This is a genomic window from Actinomadura kijaniata, from assembly GCF_014138665.1.
GTDB classification, from domain to species: Bacteria; Actinomycetota; Actinomycetes; order Streptosporangiales; family Streptosporangiaceae; genus Spirillospora; species Spirillospora kijaniata.
On the sequence record NZ_JACJIA010000008.1, the window covers coordinates 179,182 to 197,281 of the forward strand.

Consider the following 18,100-nt stretch of genomic DNA (forward strand, 5'->3'; position numbering starts at 1 on the left):
CTCACCCGCCCCGCTTCACGGTGTTACCGGCGTACTCGTCACCGGCGTACCCGGCGCCCGGTTCCCCCTCCGACAGCTCCAGCCGCCCGCTCTGCGCGTAGAACCCGACGGGGTTGCGCCACAGCACCCTGTCCACGTCGTCCTCGCCGAACCCGGCCTCCAGCATGGCCACCCCCACCTTCGCGGTCTTGAGCGGGTCACTGCGTCCCCAGTCGGCGGCGGAATTCACCACCATCCGGTCGGTACCGTACTTCTGGAGCAACGCCACCATCCGGCGCTCGTCCATCTTCGTGTCGGGATAGACCGAGAAACCGAGCCAGCAGCCCGATTCCAGGACCATTTCCACCGTCAGCTCGTTCAGGTGGCCGATGAGGACGCGTTCCGGGGGCAGGCCGGATTCCTTCACCACATCCAGGCTGCGGCGCGTTCCGGCGGCCTTGTCGCGGTGCGGGGTGTGGACGAGCGCGGGCAGGCCGAATTCCTTGGCGGCCTCCAGTTGCGCCCGGAAGACCTCGTCCTCGTCAGGGGTCATGGACTCGTAGCCCACCTCCCCTACGGCGACGACGCCGTCCTTGGCGAGATAACGGGGAAGCAGGTCCAGCACACCGCGGCAGCGCGGATCGTTGGCCTCCTTGGGATTCAGCGCGATCGTGCAGTGGTGCCGTATACCGAACTGCGACGCCCGGTACGGCTCCCATCCCAGCAGCGAGTCGAAATAGTCGGCGAACGTGTCCGGTGAGGTGCGCGGCTGCCCCAGCCAGAAAGCGGGCTCCACCACGGCCCGGACGCCCGCGTCGCGCATGCGCTCGTAATCGTCGGTGGTGCGTGAGGTCATGTGGATGTGCGGGTCGAAGATGCGCATCTAGAACTCCCGTTCTCCGGCCAGGCGGAGGATCCGTTCGACGTCGGGCGGGACGTCGCGCCCGGCGGCGCGGCGTTCGCGGGCGTGGTCGGCGGCCATGCGGGCGAGCTCGCCGTCGGCGCGGTCGGCCAGGCCCGCGACCGACGCCACGGGAACGCCGACGAACACGCACTTCAGAACGGCCTGCCGGTAGGCGTCGTCGTCGAGCCGGGCCGCCGCGTAGGGTCCGGCGGCGGCCTCGATGAGGCGGGTGTCGTTGGTGCGCAGCGCGTCCCGCACGATCGGCAGTCCGGCCTCCCCGAGGGCGCGGTGGCGGTCGAGCGGGTCAAGGCCGCGCAGCACGGCGAGGCGTTCGGCGGTGTCGCCGTGGCGGTACAGGTCGAACACCGCCCGCCCCAGCTCGGCGCCGCGCAGCGGCAGCGCGAGCAGCAGCCGGATCCGCGCCGCCTCCGCCATGGGACGGCCGGTGGGCAGCGTTCCCCGCCCGCAGGCCCGCCGCGCCGCCGGGAACAGCCGCGCGACGGCGTCCGGGTCGGCGGCGCAGCGCGCCTCCGCCTCGGCCAGCCAGACCCGGCCCGCCGCGTCGAGGGCTTCGTCCAAAAGCCGGTCAGACGGCATGGGCGCTCTCCTTCCGGGCGCGGCGCAGGAACGCCAGGGAACGCTCGGCGACGGCGGGCGCGGCGTGGCCGTGCCGGGGCAGCTCGACCCCGACCAGCCCGCGGTAGCCGACCTCCGCCAGCGCGGCCAGCACCGGCGGGAAGTCGATCTCGCCCTCGCCGAACTCCAGATGCTCGTGCACGCCCCGGCGCATGTCCTCGATCTGGACGTTCACCAGGTACGGCCCGGCGCGCCGCACGCAGTCGGGCACCGGCTCGGGCTTCAGGCAGCGGCAGTGCCCGACGTCCAGGGTCATCCCGAGGCCGGCCGGCTCGCCCAGCAGCGCCCGCAGGCGTTCGAACCCGGCGATGTCCCGCACGAACATCCCCGGCTCCGGCTCGAACCCCAGCGGCGTGCCGTACCGCTCGGCCTCCGCCAGCACCGGCTCGACCCCCTTGGCGAGGCGGTCCCAGGCGGCCCGCTCCGGCAGCCCCTCCGGCGCGGTCCCGCTCCAGAACGACACCGCCTCGGCGCCCAGGTCGGAGGCGACGCGCACCGCCCGGACCAGCAGGTCGACCCGCCGCGCGGCCTCCTCGGGCGGGTCGAGCAGCGTCGGCCGGTGCTTGCGGCGCGGGTCCAGCACGTACCGTCCGCCGGTCTCGACCACGGCCCGCAGCCCCAGCGCGTCCAGCCGCGCCGCCACCCGCCGCGTCCGCCGGGCCAGATCGGGCGCGTACGGGTCGAGATGCCCCGCGTCCAGGGTCAGTGCCACCCCGTCGTATCCGAGGTCCGCCAGCACGGCCAGGGCGTCGTCCAGACGGTGGTTGGCGAACCCGTTGGTCCCGTAGGCGAACCTCAGCCCGCCGCTCACGTCGGCGACACCTTCCGTGCCAGCGCCCGCGCCAGCGGATGGACGGCCGCCAGCACCGCCGCCGGCCCGGGCCGCCGCCGCGCGACCAGCGCGGCCTGGAGCGGCACCAGCCCGAGGATCCCCGCCCCGACGGCGGCCCGCACCCGCCCGGCCCCGGGATCCCGGACCACGTGGACCTGGGCCCCACCGACAAGCACCGCATACCTCACCGCGAGCCCCACGGCCAACACCACACGCGCGTCCCGCCACCCACCCCCGCCCAAAACCGCACCGCTCCGCAGAGCCGTACCCCCACGCCACACCGCACCAACGCGTGGAACTGCACCAACGCGTGGAGCTGCGCCGTCGCGTGGAGTCTTGTGGTTTGTCAGGGTCGGGCCGAAGTGGGAAGCGGCGGCCGTCAGCAGATCCAGCCCGTGTGTGAGGGCAGTGGTGACGCGCCGTCCGGCCTCGTCCGGAGGCGTGTCGAAGTGAGGAGCGCCGGGCGTCGGCAAGGCCGCCCCGCCTCTGGGACCGGTCGGGTTTGTGTCGTTGGGTGGGGCGGTGGTCGTCGGTGGGGCTGTTGTGCGGTGGAGGGCGCTGAGCGTCGTGAGGGCCGTCGCGGCGGCCGTGGCCGCCAGGGCCGCCGCCGCGTCGGGGCGGCGGCCGCCGTGGACCTCGCCCCGGCTGAGGAGGGTGATCCCCAGCGTGTGGACGGCGACGGCCGCCACCGCCTCGGGGCGGGCGCCGACCATGAGGACGTCCAGGCCGCGCGCCGTCGCCATCGCCACCGGGCCCAGCGGGGTGTTCTTCAGCTTCAGGTCGTAGGCCCAGACGACGGCGGCCAGCGGGACGGCGACCCGCGCGCGGCCGTGGAGCGTGGCCAGCGCCACCCCGGCGCCGGTGAGGGCGGTGGCGACGCCCAGGGCCTGCCAGGGGCGCACCCGGCCCGACGGGATCGGGCGCTCGGGGCGCTCCCCGGCGTCCAGGTCCCGGTCGGCGTAGTCGTTGAGCGCCATCCCCGCCCCGAGGAACCCCTCGAACCGCACGTGGTCCCAGGCGGTCTTCCACTCGCCCATCGCCAGGACGTGGTCGATGTGGGTCTCCCCCTCGACCTGCCGCCCGAGGATCTCCCGCAGGGCCCGGTCCTTGGCGGCGGTCTTGCTCGCCCGCGCCGCCGGCTCGGCGAGGGTGGCCCCGTCGCCGCCGCCCAGCAGGTTCGTCCCCGACCAGGCCAGCACGTCCAGGGCCCGCGCCGCGAACATCGGGGCCAGCGCCGTCTTCACCAGCGTCTCGCCGGTCTTGGCGTCGCTTCCGGCGTAGGGCACCCCGCGCTCGCGGGCGAACCGTTCCAACGCGGGCAGCCGGATGCCGGGCGAGGGCGTGAAGTCGACGTATCCGCAGCCCGCGGCGATGGCCGCGTACGCGTAGAGCGAGCTGGGCGGCAGCGGCGTCCCCGTTCGCATCGCGTCCGCAACGCCGCGAGGTCGTCGTGCTCGGCGCGCGGCGCGCGGGGGGACTCGGTGGAGGCGACGTTGACGACCACGACGCGGTCCAGCCCGTGCCGTTCGCGGAACGCCGTGACGTCCGCGGCGAGCCGCGCCGCCTCGGCCGCCTGCCCGCCCCTCGCCTCCGTGCCGGGGCGGATCTCGGCGTCCGCGGCGGCCAGCCCGTCCCGGACGGCCTCCACCAGCCGCGCGGGGATCACCCCGGCCTGCGCCAGCGCCTCCGCGCGCTTCGGCAGCGGCGTCTCCACCACGTCATGGCCGCCGAAGACCAGCGCCGACCACGGCGCCAGCCCCGCCCCCGCGAAGTCCCGCGTCTCCGTCACGCCCCCCCACCGGCGGGACCAGGCCTGCCCGGAGCGCCGCGGCCCCCGCCACGGCCGTCGTCGCCACCGAACCGCGCGCGCCGACCAGCCAGATCCCGACCCCCACCGGCCACCCCCGTGGACTCAGGCCACGGCCGTCCGGCCGCGGTCCATGGTTCGCCGGGCGCGCGACGGCCCCACCGGGAACGGCCGGGCCGTCGCACACCGCCTGTTTCCAGTGCAACTCGGAACGGTCGAACGCGGACCCGGCAAGACCGTTAGCGGCCATCCACGGGCGGTTCCGGGGGGAGGACGGCGAGAAGGCCCGCACCGGACGGTGCGGGCCTTCTCGGTGGCCTCGGGCGGTCAGTCCTTGTTGAAGTTGACCGCGCCCTCGATCGGCGGCGGGGTGTCGGGGACGGTGGACGGCTTCGGCACACCCTTGAAGGTGAACTTGGCCGTCTCGCCGGAGCCCTCGACGCCGACGATGACGATCTGGCCGGCCTTGAGCTCGTTGTACAGGATCTTCTCGGACAGGGCGTCCTCGATCTCCCGCTGGATCGTGCGACGCAGCGGGCGGGCGCCGAGGACCGGGTCGTAGCCGCGCTCGGCCAGCAGGTCCTTGGCCTCCTGCTTGAGTTCGAGGCCCATGTCGCGGTCCTTCAGCCGCTCGTCCACCTTGGCGATCATCAGATCCACGATCTGGATGATCTCCTTCGGGGTGAGCTGGTGGAAGACGACCGTGTCGTCGACGCGGTTGAGGAACTCGGGACGGAAGTGCTGCTTGAGCTCCTCCGACACCTTGGCCTTCATCCGCTCGTAGGAGCCCTGGTCGTCGTTCGAGCGGGCGAAGCCCATCGAGACGCCCTTGGAGATGTCCCGGGTGCCGAGGTTGGTCGTCATGATGATGACGGTGTTCTTGAAGTCCACGACCCGGCCCTGGGCGTCGGTCAGGCGACCGTCCTCCAGGATCTGGAGCAGCGAGTTGAAGATGTCCGGGTGGGCCTTCTCGATCTCGTCGAACAGGACGACCGAGAACGGCTTGCGGCGCACCTTCTCGGTGAGCTGGCCGCCCTCCTCGTACCCGACGTAGCCGGGCGGGGAGCCGAACAGCCGCGAGACGGTGTGCTTCTCCATGAACTCGGACATGTCGAGCTGGATCAGCGCGTCCTCGTCGCCGAACAGGAACTCCGCGAGCGTCTTGGACAGCTCGGTCTTACCGACGCCGGACGGGCCGGCGAAGATGAACGAGCCGCCGGGACGCTTGGGGTCCTTCAGGCCGGCGCGGGTGCGGCGGATCGACTGGGACAGCGCCTTGATGGCGTCCTCCTGGCCGATGACCCGCTTGTGCAGCTCGTCCTCCATGCGGAGCAGCCGGGCCGACTCCTCCTCGGTGAGCTTGAAGACCGGGATGCCGGTGGCGGTGGCCAGGACCTCGGCGATGAGCTCCTCGGTCACCTCGGCGACGACGTCCATGTCGCCGGCCTTCCACTCCTTCTCCCGCTGCGCCTTCTGCGCCAGCAGCTGCTTCTCGGAGTCGCGCAGCGCGGCGGCCTTCTCGAAGTCCTGCGCGTCGATCGCGGACTCCTTCTCGCGCCGCACGTTGGCGATCTTCTCGTCGTACTCGCGCAGGTCCGGCGGCGCGGTCATCCGGCGGATGCGCATCCGCGAACCGGCCTCGTCGATCAGGTCGATGGCCTTGTCGGGCAGGAACCGGTCGCTGATGTAGCGGTCGGCCAGCTGCGCGGCGGCGACCAGCGCGCCGTCGGTGATCGACACGCGGTGGTGCGCCTCGTAGCGGTCGCGCAGGCCCTTGAGGATCTCGATGGTGTGCGACAGCGACGGCTCGGCGACCTGGATCGGCTGGAAGCGGCGCTCCAGGGCGGCGTCCTTCTCCAGGTACTTGCGGTACTCGTCGAGCGTGGTCGCGCCGATGGTCTGCAGCTCGCCGCGGGCCAGCATCGGCTTGAGGATCGACGCGGCGTCGATCGCGCCCTCGGCGGCGCCCGCGCCGACCAGGGTGTGCAGCTCGTCGATGAACAGGATGATGTCGCCGCGGGTGCGGATCTCCTTGAGGACCTTCTTCAGCCGCTCCTCGAAGTCACCGCGGTAGCGGGACCCGGCGACCAGCGCGCCGAGGTCGAGGGTGTACAGCTGCTTGTCCTTCAGGGTCTCGGGCACCTCGCCCTTGACGATCTTCTGGGAGAGCCCCTCGACGACGGCGGTCTTGCCGACGCCGGGCTCGCCGATCAGGACCGGGTTGTTCTTGGTGCGCCGCGACAGCACCTGCATGACCCGCTCGATCTCCTTGTCCCGGCCGATCACCGGGTCGAGCTTGCCCTCGCGGGCGGCCTGGGTCAGGTTGCGGCCGAACTGGTCCAGCACCAGGGAGGTGGACGGCGCCGACTCCGACGGGCCGCCGGACGCGGCCGGCTCCTTGCCCTGGTAGCCGTGCAGCAACTGGATGACCTGCTGGCGCACCCGGTTCAGGTCGGCGCCCAGCTTCACCAGGACCTGGGCGGCCACGCCCTCGCCCTCGCGGATCAGGCCGAGCAGGATGTGCTCGGTGCCGATGTAGTTGTGTCCTAGCTGCAGCGCCTCGCGCAGGGACAGCTCAAGGACCTTCTTGGCGCGCGGAGTGAACGGGATGTGGCCCGACGGCGCCTGCTGGCCCTGGCCGATGATCTCCTCGACCTGCTGGCGCACCGCCTCAAGGCTGATCCCCAGGCTCTCCAGGGCCTTCGCAGCGACACCCTCACCCTCGTGGATCAGACCCAGGAGGATGTGCTCGGTGCCGATGTAGTTGTGGTTGAGCATCCTGGCCTCTTCCTGAGCCAGGACGACAACCCGCCGCGCGCGGTCGGTGAACCTCTCGAACATCTCGTCGCTCCTCACAGAGCGGTTGGGCAGAGTCCGGAACGTCCGGACCTGTCCTTCCGCATGCTAGCCCGCCCCGAGGAGGCCGCCCGGTGCACTCCCACCAGGAGACGTTCCCCAGCTAAGCGCTGTTCAGTCTCATCCAACTACCGCATCGGTGCGTCATGTTCCCGCTACGCCGCAAGCGAACGGGGCTTTTTCGCAGGTGGCCCACGTGACACCGCGCGGATTGCCGAATGGCCCCTGTACTGCCCGTCCGCACAGATCCCATGCCCGGCGCGACCGACAAATCGCTACGCCACAAGCGAACGGCCCGTCCCACATCGGAGACGGGCCGCATGACCGGACCGGCGCGTCAGTTGGCGGCCTCGTACTGCTCGATCACGTTCTGCGGGATTCGGCCACGCTCATTGACCTTGATGCCCCGGGCCTTGGCCCAGGCGCGGATCTCGGCACTGCGCTCGCGGTTGGAACCGGTACGGGCCGCACCGCGACGACCACGGCGGGCGGTACCCGCCTTGCGCGACTTCTCCACGAACGGCTGCAGAGAATCCCGCAGCTTCTTCGCGTTGGCGCCACTGAGGTCGATCTCGTAGGAGGCGCCGTCGATCGAGAACGATACGGTCTCGTCCGCCTCGCCACCGTCGAGGTCGTCGACGAGAAGCACCTGAACCTTCTGTGCCATGGGGACAGACCTTTCAGCCGGAGCAAACTGCATTCGGTTGACAAAGATATACCGCGCTACCGAGCGATGACAATTCAACACTCACGATGAACTTCCCTTCCCCCGTGGTAACTCATCGTAATCGCCGGTGCGGACGAATCTTCGAAGGGGTGCCCGGGGCGCGGAGGCGGCGGGCCGTATGAATTGTCCGCCCATGCGGGCAGGGCGTTTTCGAGGGGTGACGCAGGTCACCGGGGTGCCGCCGACCAGGGGCGGGATCATGTATGGGGCCCGGGAAATGGGCCCGCCGGCCCCCTTAACGGGTGGGGCAACACCCACCACGACGCCAACGATTAACCCTGACGTAACGACACTAACCACCCTGTCGGGGCCGGTCGCGGCCGGGTGCGCCCCGGGCGCGGCCGGCGCCGGAACGGCAACGGGTAACGGCGTGAGGCAGGTCACCGAAAATCCCTTGCCGCCCGTATCGAAGGCTGGCCGAAACCACGCCGCGCGCCACGGCCGGACGCTTGCGGCGTTGCCCACTCCTTTACAGGAGATAAGTCCAGATTGTCACATCTGGTGGACGGGGCGGGGAACATCTACAGGGCCGTATCCGCAGGGCCACATCCGGGCGCGGTGTTCCGCGCGCCGCCACCGAACGCCGCTTGCCCGCCTTCTCGCCCGACGGCCGCCGCTCATCGCTTCCGGCCGTCGCCCCAACGGTTTCCAAAGGCATCCTGTTCCCCGTTCGGAACTCGTTCGGAGTGCCTTCGGAGCCCGTTCGGAGCCCCTTCGGAGCCCCTTCGCGGCGGGGCGGGACGGCGCATTCCGCACGCCGATCGGCCTTCGTCGTGACTATTGCGGCGACCGCGCTTTGACAACGAGCGTTCCCGCCAGACGGTCATGAACGGCCTGCCGAAGCCGGCCGTCGCCGGGCAGGCCGAAACCGCCGCGCCCCCACGGGCCCTCGAAGACGGCGGCGGCGTTCACCACCCAGAAGATTCCGGCCGCCACTCCCAGGAACGGCACCGGCCGCACCGTGATCGGCAGCGCGTAGACCGCGGCCCGCAGCACCGACCGCCCGACGCCGAGCCGGGACGGCGGCGTTGCGCTGTCCGCGCCGGTGCCCGCGTCGTCGCCCGAACCAGTGGGCGGCGGCACACGGACGACCTCGATGCCCGCCACGCGCTTGCCGACCGTCCGGCCCCACAACGCCAGTTGCACGGCCTCGTAGACCAGCAGGAGGCCCGCGACGGCCACCGGGGCGGCGACCTCCATCACGCGCCCCGGCAGCGTCTCGCGCATGACCATGACGACGGGCAGGCCGACGACCATCGTGTCGACGATCCGCGCGAGCAGGCGCTGCCCCGGCTCGGCGAGGACCCGTTCGGCGCCGTCCGCCGCGTCCTCCACGACGGCGTCCGCCGCCCCTGGACCGGGGGACGGGCCCTCGTCCGGTTCCGGCTCGTCTCGGAGAGGGGTCCCGTGTGCGGCGGTCATCGCGTCCCTCCCAGGCGCGCTGGGTCGGTGTCACCTTCCGGGGAACGGCCCCCGGACCCGATCCGGGCATCCTCCCGCGCCGGAGGTCCGGATCAGAAGACCTGGGTCTGGTCCGAGTCACCCTCGTGGTACTCGTCGGCCTCGACGCGCTCGTCGATCACCACGGTGCCCGCGAACCGGTCGTGCAGGGCCTGGCGCAGCGGCTGGTCCCAGATCGCCCACAGATAGGCCATCAGCGCGCCGACGCCCGCCACCAGGCACCCGTAGGCCGCATACTCCCAGACCTTCACGGCCAGCACCAGGAAGAAGAACAGGCCGACCTGGTAGCCGATGTTGTTGATCGCGGCGCGGGTGACGGCCTGCGCGGTGGTCAGCGCCTCCCCGGCCGGGTCGCGCCGCACCACGCCGACGTGCATCAGCCGCTTGCCCAGCGTCCGGCCCCACATCGACAGCTGCACGGCCTCGTAGACGAACGGCAGCACCGCCAGCACCGCGAACAACGTGAAGATGATCGGCCAGTTCCAGATGCCGCCCTCGGAGGCGGCCTTCTTGCCGGAGTCGCCCAGCCCGATCGCGCTCACGGTGATCGGCAGGATCAGCGCGAACCCGAACACCGTGACCAGCAGGTTGTCCAGCAGCCGGGCGGCGGCGCGGCGGCCGACCGACGCCAGCGGCAGGTCGGCGGCATCCCCGGAGGAGTAGTCGCCGTACTGGTCGGACGAGCCCTGCCCGGTCTGGTCGTGCCACTGCTGGGGCTGCTGCTGCCACTGCCGGGTGGCGGGCTGCTGCTGCCGGGGCGGCTGCCACTGGGATCCCTGGTAGTTGGGCGGCGGGCCGTATCCGCCCCCCGGGGCGGGGCCGCCCGGCGGCGGATACTGTCCGCCGCGGTGAGGGGAATCGCTCATCGGTCAGTCCTCCAGGCGAAGCAACATGCGGGTATTGCCCAACGTATTCGGCTTGACCCGGTCCAGGTCCAGGAACTCCGCCACACCCTCGTCGTAGGAGCGCAGCAGTTCCTCGTAGACCTCCGGGGAGACGGGCGTCCCCAGGATCGGCTCGAAGCCGTGCCGGGCGAAGAAGTCCACCTCGAACGTGAGGCAGAACACCCGTTTGACACCGAGTTCCCGGGCCGTCTCCAGAAGTCTCGTCACTATGTGATGACCGATCCCGCGGCCGTGTTCGCCCGGCGCGACGGCGACCGAGCGCACCTCCGCCAGGTCCTCCCACATCACGTGCAGCGCCCCGCAGCCGACGACCGCGTTCCCGCGCGTGTCCTCGGCGACCCAGAACTCCTGGACGTCCTCGTACAGCGTCACGGTGGTCTTGCGCAACAGGCGGCGGCCCGTCCCGGCGTACAGCCCGATGAGCTCGGCGATCCGCCGCACGTCGGCGGTCCGCGCCCGCCTGATCACCAGCTCCATGACCAGGCGACCCTACCGAACACCGACTCTTTACCGGTCACCGGCACGCCCTTACCCCTGGCACCGGGCAGGTGGCGCGAAGCGCGCGCCGACGGCCGCGCGGCGCTCCCCCGTACCGCGCGTCACCTGCGTTTTCTCCCGTTCTGGTTGGCAGCGGGTCCGCGCTCCGTTAATGTCCTGCGCTGGTGTCCGCCCCGTCACCGATGACCCCCGGCGGACCAGGCGTTCCGTCACCGTGCGACCATCCCGCACGCCGGCGGGCGGAGCCGCGGGCCCCACCCGTGCCGGCCGTCCCGGTGAACGGACCAGGAGAGGAGAACTCGTGGAGCCTTCGCGCCCTGACTCGTCTTCTTCGCGATCCGCCACGCGCCGCCGCGTCCTCGCCGCCGCCGTGGCGCTCTCCGCCGCACTGGCCGTCCCCGTCACCCCCCTCGCTCCCGCCGCCCCCGCCCACGCCGACCCCGACGACACCAAGCAGCTCAGCGAGCAGGCCCACCAGCTGGCCGACCAGCTCGAACAGCTCACCGAGCAGTACAACGGGCTGAAGGTCCGCCTCCAGCAGACGCAGCGGGCCGCCAAGGTCGCCACCGACAACGCCAAGCAGCAGGAGAAGACCCTCGCCGGGCTGCGGGAGAAGATCGGGCGGCTGGCCGCCGTCTCCTACATGCAGAGCGGACCGGACCCGACGCTGTCGTTCGTCGCCTCCCAGGACCCGCAGGCGATCCTCGACCAGTCCGCCACCCTCACCTACTTCGCCAAGCAGGACGGCACCCAGGTCGCCGGGCTGATGCAGGCGGTGCAGTCGGCCGAACGCGCCCGCCGCACCGCCGACGAGCGCGCCAGGCAGGTCAAGCAGCTGCGCGGCCAGCTCGACCAGCAGCGCACCAAGGTCACCCGGCTGTACGAGCAGGTCCGCGGCAAGCTCGTGAAGAGGGACCCCAGCCAGCTCGCCAAGCTCCCGGTCGTCGGCACCGGCAAGGGCGCGCAGGCGCTGCGCCTGGCGATGACGAAGATCGGCCGCCCGTACGTGTGGGGCGCGGCCGGGCCGGAGAGCTTCGACTGCTCGGGCCTGGTGATGTGGGCCTACGACAAGGTCGGGATCAACCTGCCGCACTACACCGGCAGCCAGTGGAACGCGGGCACGCACATCCCGCGCGACCAGTTGCAGCCGGGCGACCTGGTGTTCTTCTACTCCGACCTGCACCACGTCGGCATGTACGTGGGCGACGGCAAGATGCTGCACGCCCCGCAGACCGGCGACGTCGTCAAGATCGCCCCCATCGGGGGCCGCCCGTTCGCCGGAGCCGTGCGGGTGGCCTGAACGAACGCCGGCCCGCCACGCGAAGCGCGCGGTTCCCTTCCGGGAGGAGGGCGCTCCCTCTCCCTCTCCCGGACGCGCGCAGCGCGGGCGTGTCGGCGCGGGGGCGCGAGACCCCCGGGTGACGCCGTCCGCGGCGGCACCGCCTGCAGGGACCTACCTGTCAGCGTTTCGGTGCCGCCGCCGCGGGGACGGACGGAGTTCGTCGATCTCGTTCGTTCGTGGGGTCAGATGCTTCGTCGGATCGGGCCGGATCAGATCAACTGGCGACGGGCCGCCCACACCACGGCCTCGATGGGGGTGTTGACCTCCAGCCGGTCACAGATCGTGCGCAGCCGGCGCCGCAGGGTACGGGCGCTCAGCTCCAGCTTGCGCGCCGCCACGTCGGCGGTCACACCGCTGGCGATCTGGGCCAGCAGCCGGATCTCCTCCTCGCTCAGCCGCAGGTCCTCCGTGCCACGCCGCACAAGTGTGGCCTGTTCCACTCCGTCCTCCCTCGTCCGTGGTGATGACCGCGGGGATGCAGCCGTTCGCTGCACAGGTACGGGTGAGCGTCGCTGTGTACGCGTCGGGTTGCCGGGTCCGGAGCCTTCCGGACTTAGATCATCGCTTTCCTTCTCCGTCTCGCGCGCTTGGCCGGAGGTGGCCGATGAGCCGATTGCGGGGCGCCGTAGGGGAACTCCGGGTAACGATTCACTCGTTGGCCGACCGGACACCGCGCCCGCCGGCGCGGCCCCGTCCACTCCGGCGTGGACGGGCGTGCCGAGGAGGGGGGCGACTTGCCTGAACCGGGCCCAGATCTCCAGCCATCTCAGCCCGTCCCTCCCCGCCGGTCTCACCGGTTCGCGGTCGGGCTCCGCCGTTCCGACCGTGAACGAAGATCGTGAATCGTTTCAAGCTACGCTTCGGCTCGGAACGCTAGGCGGCCGGATCCGGCCCGTCAAGCGTCGATTGAGTGCTTTGTGTGGTCGCATGGACACACACTGTGACCGCCCTGCGGGGGTTCGCGGCGGGTGACTCTATAACCTGCGAAAACACACCCGGGCCCGATGAGGAGTGACTTGCCACAAAGCAGTATTCGCGAAGTCGCGAGGCGTGCCGGGGTCTCAGTTGGGACCGTTTCGAATGTCCTAAACCGGCCAGACCTCGTGGCCGAAGCGACCCGTGAACGCGTTCGGGCGGCGATCGAGGAACTGGGGTTCGTGCGCAACGAGTCCGCTCGGCGGTTGCGCAAGGGCGCCGACTCCACCGCGCCCGCCACCGATCCGCCGCGCGCGCGTGCGTTCGGCATCGTGGTGGAGGATCTGTCCAACCCGTACGCCAGCGATGTGGCGCGCGGCGTCGAGGAGACCCTGAACGCCGCGGGCTACGAGGCGTTCTGGCTCACCACCGACCACTCCCCGGAGAAGGAGCGGCGCGTCCTGGAGCTGCTGGAGGCGCAGCGCGCCACCGGGGTCGTGGCGATCCCGGTGTGCCTGGGGTCGGCCGGGATCGACCGGCTGCGGACGGCGGGCATGTCGGTGGTGCTGCTGGACCGCACCGGGCGGGACGTGTGCTCGGCGCAGGTGGACCATGTGGCGGGCGGCGACATCGCGGCCGCGCACCTGCTGAACGCCGGCCGCGAGAACCTGGCGTTCGTGACGGGCAGGCCCGTGCCGCGACCGTGCGAGGAGCGCCGGGACGGCGCGGCCCGGACGCTGGCGAAGGCCGGGGGCGGCGATCTGGTGACGCTGGTCCAGGAGGCCCTGTCCCCGACGGAGGGGCGGGCCGCCGCGCGGCGGCTGCTGGAGATGGACCCGGTGCCCGACGGCGTGTTCTGCGCCAACGACCTGCTCGCGATCGGGCTGGTCAACGAGCTGGTGCGGCTGGGCGTGCGGGTTCCGGGCGACATCGCCGTGGTCGGTTACGACGACATCGAGCTGGCGACCAGCGCGGCCGTCCCGCTGACGACGATCCGCCAGCCCCGCCGGCAGCTGGGGATGGAGGCCGCCGAGCTGGCCCTGGCGGAGACCGCCGAGGGCGAGCGCCACCGGCACCGCCAGATCGTCCTGGTCCCGGAGCTGGTCGTCCGCGAGTCGGCCTGAGCGGACGCCCCGCCCGTTAGAACCGAAGTGATCGGGGGCGGGGCGGTCCGATGGTGCGTCTATTCGGGCTTCACCAGCGGGAACAGGATGGTCTCGCGGATGTTCCGGCCGGTGAACGCCATGATCATCCGGTCGATGCCCGCGCCCATGCCACCGGTGGGCGGCATCGCGTACTCCAGGGCCCGCAGGAAGTCCTCGTCGAGCTGCATCGCCTCGGGGTCGCCGCCGGCGGCCAGCAGGGACTGCTCGGTGAGGCGGCGGCGCTGCTCGATCGGGTCGATCAGCTCCGAGTAGGCGGTGCCCAGCTCGGTGCCGAAGCCGATCAGGTCCCACTTCTCGGTCAGCAGCGGCTCCTCGCGGTGCTGGCGGGTCAGCGGGGAGGTCTCCAGCGGGTAGTCCATCACGAACGTCGGCTGGACCAGCGTGTGCTCGACCAGCTCCTCGAAGATCTCCTGGACCAGCTTGCCCTGGCCCCACTTGGGGTCCCACTGGACGCCGCGGGCGTCGGCCAGCTTGCGGACCTGCTCGATCGGGGTGTGCGGGGTGATCTCCTCGCCCAGCGCCTCCGACACCGAGCCGTACAGCGTGATCCGCGGCCACGCGGCCAGCCCGAGGTCGATCTCCTTGCCGTCGTGGACCACGACGGTCGTGTCCAGGGCCGCCACGACGGCCTTCTGGTACATCCGCTGGGTCAGGTCGGCCATGTCGTTGTAGTCGAGGTAGGTGCCGTACGCCTCGAGCATCGTGAACTCGGGGTTGTGCGTGGAGTCGGCGCCCTCGTTCCGGAAGTTCCGGCTGATCTCGAAGACCTTGTCGATGCCGCCCACGACGAGCCGCTTGAGGTACAGCTCGATCGCGATCCTCAGGTAGAGGTCCATGTCGTAGGCGTTGATGTGGGTCTGGAACGGCCGGGCCGCCGCGCCGCCGTGGATCGGCTGGAGCATCGGCGTCTCGACCTCGAGGTAGCCCTCCTCGTGCCAGAAGTCGCGGACCGCGCGCACGGTGGCGCTGCGGACGCGCGCCATCCTGCGGGCCTCGTCGTTGACGATCAGGTCCACGTAGCGGAGGCGGACGCGGGCCTCAGGGTCGGTGAGCCCGGCGTGCTTCTCCGGCAGCGGACGCAGGCACTTGGCGGTGATCGCGAACCGGTCCGCCATGATCGACAGTTCGCCGCGGCGGGAGGTGATCACCTCGCCCTCGACGCCGATGTGGTCGCCGAGGTCGATCTCGCGCTTCCAGAACTCCAGCTGCTCCTCGCCGACCTTGGCCAGCGAGAGCATGACCTGGATGTCGCCGGAGCCGTCGCGGATCGTGGCGAAGCACAGCTTGCCGGTGTTGCGGACGAGCATGACGCGACCGGCGACGCCGACCCGGTCGCCCGTCTCGGTGCCCGGCTCCAGGTCGGGGTGTTTCTCCCGGACCTCGGCGATGGTCGCGGTGCGGGGGAAGTTCACCGGGTAGGGGTCGATGCCGCTCTCGCGGAGCCGGTCGAGCTTCTCCCGGCGCACGCGCATCTGCTCCGGGAGATCGTCGTAGGTCTCGTCACTCACGTCCCCAGGCTATCGATCCCCGAGGATGCCCCGCGAACGACTTCACGGGTCCGGCAGCGGCGGGTCGGGCACCAGCGTCGGGCCGAGGTCGCGCGCCGGCGCCGCGGCGAGGGCCCGGAACACCGCCACCTCGGGCCGGGTGTCGGCGGCGCGGGTCGCCAGGACGCTGCGGTCGCGCGGCGCGTCGACGACCGGGATGCCGCGCGCCCCGGGCCAGGGGTAGAACCGGCGGAACGGGTACAGCGCCGATCCCACGCCGCGGCCGGACATGACGCTGGCCAGGACCTCCTGGGGGTTGCGGGCCTGGTCGGGGGCCAGGCGCGGCCACTCGCCGTTGCGGGCCCGCATGAAGTACAGGTAGTCGGTGAACGGGCGGGGCGTGCCCCGGGGGACGTTCGGGTAGGGAAGGTCGAGCACGTCGGCGAGGCGCAGCGCCGCGGCGCCGGCGAACGCCCCGCGCGCCGGGACCACGACGATGCGGGGCTCCTCGGTCAGCACGTCCACGGCGGTCCTCTCGTCGTCGGGCGCCGGGCGGCGGCGCGCGCGAACTGCCCCTCCTCGACCACCGCGAGGAACGACGCTGCGCTGGATTGCTTCGTGGCCCAGCCCTCCTCGCCTGGCGGCTCGTCGGGCCGACCACCGCGCGGGCGAGCGCTGCATCGCTTCGCGATCTTCCCGCAGGGACCTCGCCTCCGGCATCGGCCCCTGCCTCAGCCCCCGGACGCGCTCGCGTGCGGGGCCGACTCGGCAACGCGCGCTCGGGCGGGCGACCAGCCGACAGTTCTCGGCCCAAGAATGTCCACCGGGTCCGGCCGGGTTTGTTGGCGAGCGAGACACAGGCACCATTCGCGATGCGCGCGGCCGAATCGGGCTCGGACAAGTCCGCGTCGAACCGGCATGGGAGGCGGCGGCTGGCGCTGCCGTCCGCGGCGTTCTCGGCCGTGGTGACGCTGGTGCTGACGGCGGGCTCGCGGTGGCCCGCCTGCTGTATCCGGGACGTCTGCTGGCGGGGGTCGTGATGGGCGCGGTGCTGGCCGCCGGGACGGCGTGGGTCAAGGAGATGGCGCCCGCGGCGGGTCCCCCGGTCGACGGCGCTGGTCGCCCAGTGGGCCCCGCATCCCATGGTCACGGCCTATCTCCCGCATCTGCTGATCATGGCGGTGGCGGTGCCGCCGGCCTGGCGCGTCCCCGAGACCCGCCGTCCGGGCCCGGCGACGCGGCTGCGGCCGGCGGGACTGGGGCATCCGCTGTTCGGGCGGGTGCTGGTGCCCACGGCGGTGTGGATCTTCACGTCGGCGACGGCGGCGTTCGCGCTGCTGCCCGCCGTGCTCCGCGTCCACCACCTGCCGCTGGCCTACGCCGGGGCGCTGTGCGCGGTGACGCTGGGGGCCGGGATCGCGGTCCAGCGGGCCGCGCGGGCCCTGCGGCCCGGACGACGGCCCGCGCGGGCCTGGCGCTGGTGGCCGCCGGGTTCGTGACGGCCGCCGAGGCGGTCGCGGCGGTCGCGCCCGCGCTGGCGTTCGTCGCGGCGGTGCCGCTGGGCGCGGGCTACGGGCTGTGCCTGCTGTTCGGCATCAGCGAGGTGACGCGCATCGCCGCGCCCGACGAGCTGGCGGGGCTGACGGCGGCCTTCTACGGCGTCACCTATCTGGGGATGTTCGGGCCGCCAGCGTTCACGCTGCTGGGAACGCTGCTGCCGATGCCGCTACTGCTGACGGGCGCGGCGGCGCTGGCCCTGCTGTCCCTCACCGCCGTCACCCGCGGGACCTGATGTCAGGCGGTGTTTCGCTGGTAGATGAGGCGGAGGCCGACGAGGGTGAGCCAGGGCTCGTACTCGTCGATGCTGCGGGCCTCGTCCAGCACCAGCGGGGCCAGGCCGCCGGTGGCGATCACCTTGACCTCGTCGGGGTCCTCCGCCAGCTCCTCGGACATGCGTTCGACGATGCCGTCCACCTGGCCCGCGAACCCGAAGATGATGCCGGACTGCAGCGCCTCGACGGTGTTCTTGGCGATCACGCTGCGGGGGCGCTGCAACTCGATCTTGTGGAGCTGGGCGCCGCGCACCGACAGGGCGTCGATGGAGATCTCGATGCCGGGGGCGATGGCGCCGCCGACGTACTCGCCCTTGGCCGAGACCGCGTCGAACGTGGTGGCGGTGCCGAAGTCCACCACGATCGCCGGGCCGCCGTACAGGTGGATGGCGGCCAGCGCGTTGACGATGCGGTCGGCGCCGACCTCCTTGGGGTTGTCCATGCGCACCGGCACGCCGGTCTTGACGCCCGGCTCCACGATCACGGCGGGGACGTCGCCGTAGTAGCGGCGGCACATCTCGCGCATCTCGTGCAGCACCGACGGGACGGTGGAGCACAGGCCGATGCCGCTGATGTCGGTGTCGGCCAGCAGCGGACTCTGCTGGACGAGTCCCTGGAGGACCACCGCGATCTCGTCGGCGGTCCGCCGCGGATCGGTGTTGATCCTCCAGTGCTCGATCACCTCCTCGCCCTCGAACAGGCCGAGGACGGTGTGGGTGTTACCGACGTCGATGGTGAGCAGCATCAGGTCCC

At 71.8% G+C, this 18,100-nt stretch carries 18 protein-coding genes and 1 pseudogene; 5 read left to right on the forward strand and 14 right to left on the reverse strand.

Going from position 1 to position 18,100, the window contains the following annotated elements; all coding sequences use genetic code 11:
- Nucleotide 1: 1 nt before the first annotated feature.
- The 10 genes and pseudogenes from HNR61_RS28315 to HNR61_RS28355 all read right to left on the reverse strand — a co-directional run bounded on the left by HNR61_RS28315 (nt 2) and on the right by HNR61_RS28355 (nt 10,584).
- Nucleotides 2-862, reverse strand: coding sequence for a TatD family hydrolase (locus HNR61_RS28315; protein ID WP_182846230.1), 861 nt, complete (start codon nt 860-862; stop codon nt 2-4).
- A complete protein-coding gene (locus HNR61_RS28320) occupies nt 863-1,480 on the reverse strand; it encodes an EboA domain-containing protein (protein WP_182846231.1) in 618 nt (205 codons plus the stop codon).
- Nucleotides 1,470-2,330 (reverse strand): sugar phosphate isomerase/epimerase family protein, encoded by an 861-nt coding sequence (locus tag HNR61_RS28325; RefSeq protein ID WP_182846232.1) that lies wholly within the window; start codon nt 2,328-2,330, stop codon nt 1,470-1,472. The genes HNR61_RS28320 and HNR61_RS28325 overlap by 11 nt, the downstream gene beginning before the upstream one ends.
- The gene (locus HNR61_RS49430) at nt 2,327-3,328 is read right to left on the reverse strand and encodes a UbiA family prenyltransferase (protein ID WP_281400604.1); all 1,002 of its coding nucleotides are present in this window, start codon (nt 3,326-3,328) and stop codon (nt 2,327-2,329) included. The genes HNR61_RS28325 and HNR61_RS49430 overlap by 4 nt, the downstream gene beginning before the upstream one ends.
- Nucleotides 3,329-4,140: pseudogene (locus HNR61_RS49435) on the reverse strand (inositol-3-phosphate synthase); the annotation flags it as partial.
- Between the two features lie 345 nt (nt 4,141-4,485).
- Nucleotides 4,486-6,999 carry an ATP-dependent Clp protease ATP-binding subunit gene (locus HNR61_RS28335; protein WP_067815266.1) on the reverse strand — a complete coding sequence of 838 codons (2,514 nt, stop codon included), beginning with the start codon at nt 6,997-6,999 and terminating at the stop codon, nt 4,486-4,488.
- A gap of 352 nt (nt 7,000-7,351) precedes the next feature.
- On the reverse strand, nt 7,352-7,681 hold the full coding sequence (locus HNR61_RS28340; protein WP_067815268.1) for a histone-like nucleoid-structuring protein Lsr2: 330 nt from the start codon (nt 7,679-7,681) through the stop codon (nt 7,352-7,354).
- 837 nt (nt 7,682-8,518) lie between these two features.
- Nucleotides 8,519-9,163, reverse strand: coding sequence for an RDD family protein (locus HNR61_RS28345; RefSeq protein WP_182846233.1), 645 nt, complete (start codon nt 9,161-9,163; stop codon nt 8,519-8,521).
- A gap of 92 nt (nt 9,164-9,255) precedes the next feature.
- The gene (locus HNR61_RS28350; RefSeq protein ID WP_182846234.1) at nt 9,256-10,068 is read right to left on the reverse strand and encodes an RDD family protein; all 813 of its coding nucleotides are present in this window, start codon (nt 10,066-10,068) and stop codon (nt 9,256-9,258) included.
- Between the two features lie 3 nt (nt 10,069-10,071).
- Nucleotides 10,072-10,584 carry an amino-acid N-acetyltransferase gene (locus HNR61_RS28355; RefSeq protein WP_182846235.1) on the reverse strand — a complete coding sequence of 171 codons (513 nt, stop codon included), beginning with the start codon at nt 10,582-10,584 and terminating at the stop codon, nt 10,072-10,074.
- Between the two features lie 322 nt (nt 10,585-10,906).
- On the opposite strand from HNR61_RS28355, the gene HNR61_RS28360 reads away from it, so the two are divergent.
- On the forward strand, nt 10,907-11,905 hold the full coding sequence (locus HNR61_RS28360) for a C40 family peptidase (protein ID WP_312898135.1): 999 nt from the start codon (nt 10,907-10,909) through the stop codon (nt 11,903-11,905).
- 251 nt (nt 11,906-12,156) lie between these two features.
- Here the strand turns inward: HNR61_RS28360 and HNR61_RS28365 are convergent, their stop codons facing one another.
- On the reverse strand, nt 12,157-12,387 hold the full coding sequence (locus HNR61_RS28365; protein ID WP_067815278.1) for a LuxR C-terminal-related transcriptional regulator: 231 nt from the start codon (nt 12,385-12,387) through the stop codon (nt 12,157-12,159).
- A gap of 564 nt (nt 12,388-12,951) precedes the next feature.
- Between HNR61_RS28365 and HNR61_RS28370 the strand changes: the two genes are divergently transcribed.
- Nucleotides 12,952-13,986: a LacI family DNA-binding transcriptional regulator gene (locus tag HNR61_RS28370; RefSeq protein ID WP_182846237.1), complete on the forward strand. Its 1,035-nt coding sequence runs from the start codon at nt 12,952-12,954 to the stop codon at nt 13,984-13,986.
- A 59-nt stretch (nt 13,987-14,045) separates the two neighbouring features.
- Here the strand turns inward: HNR61_RS28370 and lysX are convergent, their stop codons facing one another.
- Both lysX and HNR61_RS28380 read right to left on the reverse strand, forming a co-directional pair.
- Entirely contained in the window at nt 14,046-15,536 is a 1,491-nt protein-coding gene (gene lysX / locus HNR61_RS28375; protein WP_182846238.1) for a bifunctional lysylphosphatidylglycerol synthetase/lysine--tRNA ligase LysX, read from the reverse strand.
- Between the two features lie 42 nt (nt 15,537-15,578).
- A complete protein-coding gene (locus tag HNR61_RS28380) occupies nt 15,579-16,040 on the reverse strand; it encodes a hypothetical protein (RefSeq protein ID WP_182846239.1) in 462 nt (153 codons plus the stop codon).
- 347 nt (nt 16,041-16,387) lie between these two features.
- On the opposite strand from HNR61_RS28380, the gene HNR61_RS28385 reads away from it, so the two are divergent.
- The 3 genes from HNR61_RS28385 (at nt 16,388) to HNR61_RS28395 (ending at nt 17,307) form a co-directional block, all read left to right on the forward strand.
- Nucleotides 16,388-16,555 carry a hypothetical protein gene (locus tag HNR61_RS28385; protein WP_182846240.1) on the forward strand — a complete coding sequence of 56 codons (168 nt, stop codon included), beginning with the start codon at nt 16,388-16,390 and terminating at the stop codon, nt 16,553-16,555.
- A 102-nt stretch (nt 16,556-16,657) separates the two neighbouring features.
- Nucleotides 16,658-17,014, forward strand: coding sequence for a hypothetical protein (locus HNR61_RS28390; RefSeq protein ID WP_182846241.1), 357 nt, complete (start codon nt 16,658-16,660; stop codon nt 17,012-17,014).
- Nucleotides 16,996-17,307, forward strand: coding sequence for a hypothetical protein (locus HNR61_RS28395; RefSeq protein WP_182846242.1), 312 nt, complete (start codon nt 16,996-16,998; stop codon nt 17,305-17,307). Before HNR61_RS28390 ends, HNR61_RS28395 begins: the two co-directional genes overlap by 19 nt.
- Nucleotides 17,308-17,309: 2 nt before the next feature.
- Here the strand turns inward: HNR61_RS28395 and HNR61_RS28400 are convergent, their stop codons facing one another.
- Nucleotides 17,310-18,092: a type III pantothenate kinase gene (locus HNR61_RS28400; protein WP_067815288.1), complete on the reverse strand. Its 783-nt coding sequence runs from the start codon at nt 18,090-18,092 to the stop codon at nt 17,310-17,312.
- Nucleotides 18,093-18,100 lie beyond the last annotated feature (8 nt).